Source organism: Sphingobium indicum BiD32 (assembly GCF_000382885.1).
Lineage (GTDB): Bacteria > Pseudomonadota > Alphaproteobacteria > Sphingomonadales > Sphingomonadaceae > Sphingobium > Sphingobium japonicum_C.
Window position 1 is genome coordinate 1 of the sequence record NZ_CAVK010000174.1, and the last position, 7,862, is coordinate 7,862.

The 7,862-nt window shown below is 56.2% G+C and carries 7 protein-coding genes and 2 pseudogenes; 2 read left to right on the forward strand and 7 right to left on the reverse strand.

The genetic code is table 11. The annotated features are described in order from the left end of the window. A pseudogene (locus tag EBBID32_RS17140) lies at nucleotides 1-827 on the forward strand (IS3 family transposase); the annotation flags it as partial. 255 nt (nucleotides 828-1,082) lie between these two features. On the opposite strand, the gene EBBID32_RS17145 reads toward EBBID32_RS17140, so the two are convergent. The 5 genes from EBBID32_RS17145 to EBBID32_RS24225 all read right to left on the reverse strand — a co-directional run bounded on the left by EBBID32_RS17145 (nucleotide 1,083) and on the right by EBBID32_RS24225 (nucleotide 6,045). After that, complete coding sequence (locus tag EBBID32_RS17145) at nucleotides 1,083-2,294, reverse strand: cytochrome P450 (protein WP_006961872.1); 1,212 nt, start codon at nucleotides 2,292-2,294, stop codon at nucleotides 1,083-1,085. 92 nt (nucleotides 2,295-2,386) lie between these two features. Further along, entirely contained in the window at nucleotides 2,387-2,797 is a 411-nt protein-coding gene (locus EBBID32_RS17150) for a limonene-1,2-epoxide hydrolase family protein (RefSeq protein ID WP_051093372.1), read from the reverse strand. 50 nt (nucleotides 2,798-2,847) lie between these two features. Beyond that, the gene (locus EBBID32_RS17155) at nucleotides 2,848-3,183 is read right to left on the reverse strand and encodes a 2Fe-2S iron-sulfur cluster-binding protein (RefSeq protein ID WP_037491487.1); all 336 of its coding nucleotides are present in this window, start codon (nucleotides 3,181-3,183) and stop codon (nucleotides 2,848-2,850) included. A gap of 50 nt (nucleotides 3,184-3,233) precedes the next feature. Beyond that, entirely contained in the window at nucleotides 3,234-5,564 is a 2,331-nt protein-coding gene (locus tag EBBID32_RS17160; protein WP_037491482.1) for a TonB-dependent receptor, read from the reverse strand. 310 nt (nucleotides 5,565-5,874) lie between these two features. Beyond that, complete coding sequence (locus tag EBBID32_RS24225) at nucleotides 5,875-6,045, reverse strand: hypothetical protein (RefSeq protein ID WP_006961875.1); 171 nt, start codon at nucleotides 6,043-6,045, stop codon at nucleotides 5,875-5,877. Nucleotides 6,046-6,092: 47 nt separating this feature from the next. Between EBBID32_RS24225 and EBBID32_RS25010 the strand changes: the two are divergent. After that, nucleotides 6,093-6,752 (forward strand): annotated as a pseudogene (locus tag EBBID32_RS25010) (Mu transposase domain-containing protein); the annotation flags it as partial. Nucleotides 6,753-6,993: 241 nt separating this feature from the next. Here the strand turns inward: EBBID32_RS25010 and EBBID32_RS17170 are convergent. Both EBBID32_RS17170 and EBBID32_RS17175 read right to left on the reverse strand, forming a co-directional pair. Next, entirely contained in the window at nucleotides 6,994-7,275 is a 282-nt protein-coding gene (locus EBBID32_RS17170; RefSeq protein ID WP_081628116.1) for an IS4 family transposase, read from the reverse strand. Between the two features lie 17 nt (nucleotides 7,276-7,292). Continuing rightward, nucleotides 7,293-7,541, reverse strand: coding sequence for a transposase (locus tag EBBID32_RS17175; RefSeq protein ID WP_006961891.1), 249 nt, complete (start codon nucleotides 7,539-7,541; stop codon nucleotides 7,293-7,295). Nucleotides 7,542-7,862: the final 321 nt, after the last annotated feature.

The following is a 7,862-nucleotide window of genomic DNA, read 5'->3' on the forward strand; positions in this document are numbered from 1 at the left end:
GGTTCTCACCGGATGCATACGTTGCCGCTGACGAGGCAGGCACGCGAACTGGGGGTCAGCCGCGGCAGCATTTACTATCTGCCCAGGCCGGTGTCGCCCGCCGACCTCGCCATCATGCGGCGGATCGACGAGTTGCACATGGAGCTTCCGTTCGCCGGCAGCCGGATGCTGCGTGATCTTCTGCGGCAGGAAGGCATCGAGATCGGCCGCCAGCATGTCGCCACGCTGATGAAGAAGATGGCGATCGAGGCGATCTACCGTCGCCCGAACACATCGAAGCCGACGCCGGGGCACAAGATTTACCCCTATTTGTTGCGCAAACTGCCGATCGTGCGGCCCAACCAAGTCTGGGCAACCGACATCAGCTACATTCCGATGGCGAAGGGGTTCGTCTATCTCGTTGCATCGTGGACTGGTTCAGCCGTAAGGTGCTGGCTTGGCGGGTGTCTATCAGCATGGAGGCCAACTTCTGCGTCGAGGCTCTGGAGGAAGCGCTGGCGCGCTTCGGCAAACCGGAGATATTCAATACGGACCAAAGCAGTCAGTTCACCAGCATGGCGTTCACCAGCGTGCTGATGCGCGAAAAGATCGCGATCAGCATGGACGGCAGAGGCGCTTGGCGCGACAATGTCATAGTCGAGCGCCTGTGGCGTTCGGTCAAATACGAGGAGGTCTATCTGCACGCCTATGGCGCGGTCAGCGAGGCACGCGGCTCGATTGGCCGATATCTGAACTTCTACAACAGCCGCAGGCCGCACTCGAGCCTGGCCGCCAGGACGCCGGATCAAACGTATTTTGACAACCTGCCACTGGCGATGGCAGCATGAATTTGGCCGTCGATATGGGGCGTCACTCCGGACGGGCTACGCCCTCCCTGCATGACGCCCCATATCGGCAATTCGAAGAAGCAACCTGCAGACGATCCACTTATCCGTCACCAATCCCTGTGCAGGCCAACCCGGCCACCTCTGAAGGCTCTTAAAGCCAGAGAATCCAGTGCTTGCCTTCCAGGAAAGGTCGTGACCACAGTTCCCGTGAAAACACGCGGGCGTGTGCTTCTCAGAAGCAGGACTGTTGTGCACTCACTGCCAAATTAGGTGCAACTCACGCAATGACGCTACGATTCCACCGACAACGTCCAATTTCTGCGGAGCTAGCCGGAAGTTTGGAATCCGCGCCAGCCATTCTTGCAGAACAATTTCGATCTCTAATCGCGCTAATGATGCGCCAGCACAGCGATGAGCACCATTCCCGAAAGTGCATTGCGAATTTACCTTGCGGGCAAAGTTTATCGAGAGCGGATCAGGAAATTTACGCTCGTCCAGATTGTATAGCATCGTGGGAAGCGCAATAACATCGCCCTGCTTAATTCTAATGCCGGATATGATCTGTTCGTCTCTCGCAATTCTAGAGTTCACCGTTAGAGGAAAGCGCCGGATCATCTCCTGAATGGCTCCGCTCATTATCGCTGGATTCGAGACAAGTTCCTGCCGATGAGAGGGCGACTCGGCAAGGAACATCATCATGAACCCGAGAAATGATGCCACGGTATCCAGGCCGGCGATCATTAAATGCGTGCACGCGCCAATCGCTTCAGCGTCCGTCATCGGGCGACCGTCGACTAATGAGTTGACCACCTCACTGATCGCATCGCTTCCCGGTTGCAGCCTGCGCTGGGCGATATACGGTCGCAAGTAGTTACCCAAGGCGTCCATGACCTGCTCGCGCGATATGGCCGGACCGTCGCTCGTGGCAGCGGCCGTGGGATGGGTAATGGCCCTTGCCCATCCCGCCAACATATCCAGGTCGCTCTTCGGGAGGTCAACCATGCTTATGAAAACGTTCAACGGAATCACATCCGCGAATTCGGATATAAATTCACAGGACCCCTTCGCAATCAAGTGATCAATCAATTCCCGAACAGCGGCTCTAATGAATTGTTCCATCGAACGAATCCGGGCCGGTGAAAGGCTGAAGTTAAGCGGCTTTCGGAAGGCCTTGTGCTCGGGCGGGTCACGGCTCAAAGCCCCCATGTCGATATCCCTGTCAAAGACAGGGATCCCCGGCCTACGCGAGGACATTGTGTCGGAGTCTTCGTAGAGCTTCATTACGAGCTCGGCATCGGTGGCGATCCAATGACCGCCATGAAGAGGCGACCATAGAAGTTGACTCTTAGCCTCTTTCTGAAACCGGACCCACGCCGCGAAATACTCCTCATCGGGCCGCGAAGGTTGAAAGATATCGAACTTCGTCACCAACGAAGGGTGAACGTGGTCTGGCACCGGCATAGTCATTCTTAGTCCTCCATTCGCATGTTGCACAATCGATACCTGGTACTTTTGACGGCTCGGCCCGCGCTCCTGTGTGGATTGTCGTCGTAACGAAGCTAGCTTGAAGCCAGTCGCCGACCAGTATCGGCCGGCAATCCCATCTGAGCGTTGAACTCCGAAAGATCGAAGTAATCCCGCCAGTGTGAAATTTTCCCGGCAACATCAAAGTCAAGCGTGCCCATCACAGATAGAGTGACTGTCTGACCGTTTTTGAGAGTCATTACGTCCCGGCGCTCGCTAAGCACGCTTCCATCCGCCGTCTCTGCGATATTGAGCACCTCCCAGGCGCATGACGCCAGTGCCATAAAGAGAGGCGCAAGCATATTTTGCAGATTTTCCTTCCCAAACACCGGTCCCATAGGAATATTTTCGAACACTATGTCTTCGGAAAGGCAGACGAGAAGCCCTTCAAGGTCGAGACTGTCCCACGCTCTAAAGGACCGCAACGCGGTCTGTTGGTTGCTCATAATGCTATCCCTGTCGCATATATGCGAATTGCGGATGTCTAGGTCCCAAATCAAAATTGGTGGTCAGGAACAATGATCTCAAGGCCGTCGATTGCCTCCTCGACAATGATCTGACACGTCAGACGACTATTTGGTTTCGGTTCGAGAACGTATTCCAGCATCTCCTGCTCATCCTCTGATGGCGGAGATAGTCGCTCGGTCCACTGCCCTCCAACATAAGCGTGACATGTTCCGCACGCGCCGCTACCGCCGCACTCACCTACAATCCCGAGCACGTCGTTATCCAATGCCACTTGTCTAATCGATTGCCCCGGCAGGGCGGAGACTTCGATTGTTTCGCCTTGGTGCAAAGTAAACAATACTCGGATGTTTTCTCGATCAGGCATTAGGGCCTCCAGACGGACATCGTTTCTAAATTGCGCGCAGCCGGCCATCATCAAAATCGCGAGCTAAGCTGAATGCCGTAGGTGACGGGCATGCCAGGCAATTGAACGGCAAAATCGTTTTGCTTGGTAACATTGGTCCAATAATATTGATTGGTGACATTGTGCCCATAGAGCGTCACTCTCCAACGTTTTCCTGGCCCTTCAATGCCGGCCTGAAGATCGAGGAGGGGATAGCCCTTCACCTGAAGAATGGATTCAGTCCCGAAGCCGGCGGTCGTCTTGCTACGATAACTCAAGTTCCCACCGACGAATGCAGTGAGGGAACGCCCGACGGCCCAACGGTAATCCATGTCCAGAATCGCCTGATACATTGGCGTATAGGGGAAGCGCTGCCCCTTGAAGTTGGTGATTGACTGGACCAACGTATAGTTTTCGAAGTCGCTCGTCACCTTGCTGTTTATGTACGTACCTCCCACGGAAACACTTAAGCCGGGGATCGGATATGCATTTATCTGAAACTCGGCTCCCTGGATGCGGGATTTCGGGACATTGACGAGGGTCTCGAGGGGGCCAAATACATTAGGGTCAGTTATAATACGGCCCTTGAGTTGCTTGTTGGTGTAGTCATAGTAGAACAAGGCCCCGTTGGCATCCAGAGTGCCGCGAATGATCGAAGCCTTGAAGCCCAGTTCATATGCCAGAACGGACTCTTGGGTTATCGGCTGGTACTGTTCCTGCCGCAAGGCAGGAATGGGAGAAGCGCTTCCGCCTTTGTAACCCCTGGAAACGTTGAAATAGAAGAGCAGGCGGTCGGCGGGGTTCCAGTCGAGGCCCGCCCGCCACGAAACATTATGCTGGTTCAATTGACCTACAACGAGGCCCGGCTCGAGATTCGCGTTAACGGAGAGGCAGCCTTGGGGAGCGAAAGCGACCGGCGAAAGCCCGATGCTTCCCCTGATAATATTGACCAGAGTGCCGAAGGAGGCGGCCTCGGTTCCGTCAATATCTTTAGCGCAGCCTTGATAGGCAAGATCGGCCTGAGTGTACCTGACGCCGCCATGAAGCGTCAGCTTGCGGCCCAAGTCCAGATCGAGATTTCCAAAGGCTGCCTTGGTGTCGAATTTCTGTACACCATAAAGTACGCCGCCTCCGAAGGGACCCGTGGGCAGCGACTGACCCGACGATGAATAGTTAGTCTGAAAAATGTCGTTTTCTGTGACATTGTCACGCGCATAGTTAGCACCGATCATCCAGCGAAGTGCCGCCTCATGACCGGATAATCTCACTTCCTGTGAGACCGAGGAGATCTTGGCGTTCGTGTCAGAAATTGCGTTCTGCAGCGCTGTTCCATCCTGATCTGCGACCTGGTGAACGTTCATGTGAGAATATGACGTCAGCGAGACGAGCGAAATATCGTCTGTTACGTCCCAATTGGCGCGGAGCGTCGTCTGAATAAAGCGATTGTCTTTTGCGTAGTCAACGTTGGGGTCCCAGTCCGCGAATCTTGAGGAGCCCGGTGCCGTGGGATACGTTGTGATCAATGGCACGATTGGCAGGGCCGAAGGTACGGACACGAAAAGCTGGGTATAGCGCGCGGCGAGCGTATCCGACTTATCTACGAACCCGTTTGCATCCAATGTAAGGGTTAGGTCGCTGGTTGGCTTCCACTCGAGGATGGCCCTTCCCTGAAGGAAATTCTTTTGACCGAGAGTATCGCCAACGCGTGTGTAGCTCTTTTGCCAATCACCACTTTGTTCGGTGCGGAAAGCAATACGTGCATTGAGATTTGATGTTAGGGGACCAGACAGGAAGCCCCCGACAGTGTAATCCTTGAACCGCCCATAACTCAGGTCCACTCCGGCCTTCGGGGTACTCGTCGGCTTTGCAGCGACGTAGTTTATCGCTCCACCGGTCGCGTTTTGGCCGAAGAGGGTCCCTTGCGGCCCCTTTAGAACCTCCACTCGTTCGAGGTCGAATGCCGCCCCTGCAGACATGATTGAAAACGGAAGCGGCGCTTCGTCGAGATAGACGCTCACAGTTGGACGAGCACCTACGGAGGTATCGTAAAAGCCCACCCCGCGCAGCGAGAAAACAGGTACGCCGGTGCCGCTATCGACATACGTTAGCCCGGGCGTGATCTTGGTAAGATCCTGGACATTCGTGATACCCTTTTGTTGGAGCGTTTCGCCGCTCACTGCCGTAATCGACATTGGTACCTGGCTCAGGTTCTCAGACCGCTTCGTAGCGGTGACGATGATATCTTGCGTTTCGGCCTGTTGCGTGGGAACGGCTGACGGTTCAGTCGCCGATTGCGCAAATGCACTCGTCGGAATCATCAACGCCAACCAGCTAACGGCTGACAACCCAACATTATTCCTCATAACTATCCCCTCGCCCGCAGTTTTTTGGCTATTTGGACGTCGCGCCGCCCGTTCATGCCATCTTGTATAGCTACAGTTCACAACCCGATGTAACCGTTGAAGGGACGTGTATGGCTGATGACGTGCTGCCTTGAGGACCTCCATCTACTTGATGGATTTAGCTGGGGCAGCACGGTGAGCGCTTAACGCGCCAAATCAGGCTAGCAAGCGGCTCATTTTCTGTCCTTTTTGCCGTCCGGATTTTGATTTCCGGGCGATTACCCGTGATCCCGGCGCACCTACACTGCCTCCGTCCGGGTCTCGTGGAAGATCAGCCGGTGCATATTGAACGCCAGGTGGCGGGGGTGATCCTGGCCTCGGCGCGGCGGATGCCGATGGTACGGATGAACAGGCCCATTTTGGCCTTCTTTTTAGCAATGACGTGCTTAACGCAGGTGCGGCGGCGTTGTCCTTTGCCGTCCGCTCGGGCATTGGCGGCCACTTCGGCGTACGACGATGGATTCGGATGACCTCGCCCCGCCGGGGCAACCAGCGATCCCGCTGATTGATCCATCAACTGGGGAAATATACTAAGCGCCGATCTCGTGGCGGTTCTCGGTGCATCATCCCTTACGTTCGTCATGGCCAGCGTCTCTTAGAAACTGCCCGACTGGATCGAAGGCCAAGTTCAGGCGCTGGTTACTTCGGCGGGGTAACCCGCGCCATTGTCTGCGACAATCTGAAAGCCGGGGTGGCGAAAGCGCTGTGGTTCGAATCGACGCTCAACCAGACCTTTGCGGCGATGGCCGACCATTACGATCTTGCCGACCCGTAGTCGCTGTCCACGCGACAAGGGCAAGGTCGAAGGGGCCGTTCTGATCGTCGAGCGCTAGATCCCTGCGCGGCTGCGTAACCGGCGCTTCTTCACCCTTGCATATCTGAACGGGGCGATCGCTCTATTGCTGAAGGACTTGAACAATCGGCCGATGCGCCATGTCGGGTGATCGTACCGCGCTGTCTGAAGAAATCGAGCAATGCCCTTGCTCCCGGCAGAGCGGTTCGAATATGCCGAGTGGAAACGGGCCGAGGTCCAACCCGATTATCATGTCGAGGTCGATAAAACCTTCTACTCCGGTTGATCGGGCGGCAGTCGATGTCCGGCGCACCCACAGGGTTGTCGAATTGTTCCACGATCCCCGAAGGATCGCGATACGGCATTGGTCGTTGAAGTGTCTGTGATACCTGCCAATCTCAATGGTGGCTGAGGTAGTCCCGAGGCGTTGCCCGACAATCTCGGTGACCTGTTTGCCGACGGTGCCTACCGGGGCAATCACTTCCGTTATGCCGTGCGTGTAAGGGTGGCATACCGCGGATCGTCGCCACCGACATGTGGAGCCGCGATGAACAGGAAACGCTACGCAAAGATCTTCGTATCCCTCCGGTGGGGCTTTCAATTACCCATAAATGTACCGGAGGCGAGTTCTGCGCCGAGCTGGATGTCCATCAGGCGTGACCAACCGCGCCACATGACGATGTTGCCAGGTGGCGGGTCGTGACTTCGCGCGAGATATCCGCCGAGCCGAGCGATTTCACGCAGGTACTCGGATATCCGTGGGTTTTGCGCGGGGGTGCGCCCGGCGCGGGCGGCGAGTTGATCGATCACGCGGATTTCAGCTGCGGTCAAAGCGTATTCGGGTTTCTCGTTGGGCAGTGCTCGGCCCAGCATCGTCATCCAGAAGACGCACCAACTCAGAATGCAGAAAATAGCGATGAGACTGGGTCATCGACGATCGCTGGGACAAAGTTCAACGGTTCATGGGCCAACCGCTGAGCCCGCAGGCTGTCGTGGCGCCATGCGTAAAGCTGCTGCGGCACAAGGTCATGGGTCCGGGCAATTTCCGCAATATTGGAGCCGGGCTCAAAACTCGCCGCGACAATCCGCGCCTTCGCCTCCGCCGACCACTGGCGCCGCGCCGGACCCGCCGGAATAACCTCCATCCGCGAGGGCCGCTGCCGCGCTGGCGTTGCGAAACTTGTTTCGAATGTCGTTACATCACCTGCCACTACGTTACCCCTCAGCTGAGGGGGAGGTCATAGCCAGATCACCGCCGAGGGAAATGTGGGGAGGTTTTTGCGCTTACCCTACAACCTCAAGCGTACCATGAACATTCTCGCGGCCCACGCATGGAGGCCGGCGCAGCTCTGACCAGAGCGGCGCCGATGTAGGTCAGTCGCGATCGAAACTGATAAAACCAATTCTTTCAGCGCGATTCCCCCCGCCCGTGCACAGGTTTCCTAGACGCGTGTGGCCATGAAATC

Coding starts and splice junctions, on each gene's coding strand:
- EBBID32_RS17145 (WP_006961872.1), bottom strand. CDS start 2,294: ATGACTATGCCGGTGCCAGACCACGTTCACCCTTCGTTGGTGACGAAG.
- EBBID32_RS17150 (WP_051093372.1), bottom strand. CDS start 2,797: ATGAGCAACCAACAGACCGCGTTGCGGTCCTTTAGAGCGTGGGACAGT.
- EBBID32_RS17155 (WP_037491487.1), bottom strand. CDS start 3,183: ATGCCTGATCGAGAAAACATCCGAGTATTGTTTACTTTGCACCAAGGC.
- EBBID32_RS17160 (WP_037491482.1), bottom strand. CDS start 5,564: ATGAGGAATAATGTTGGGTTGTCAGCCGTTAGCTGGTTGGCGTTGATG.
- EBBID32_RS17170 (WP_081628116.1), bottom strand. CDS start 7,275: ATGACGATGCTGGGCCGAGCACTGCCCAACGAGAAACCCGAATACGCT.
- EBBID32_RS17175 (WP_006961891.1), bottom strand. CDS start 7,541: ATGGAGGTTATTCCGGCGGGTCCGGCGCGGCGCCAGTGGTCGGCGGAG.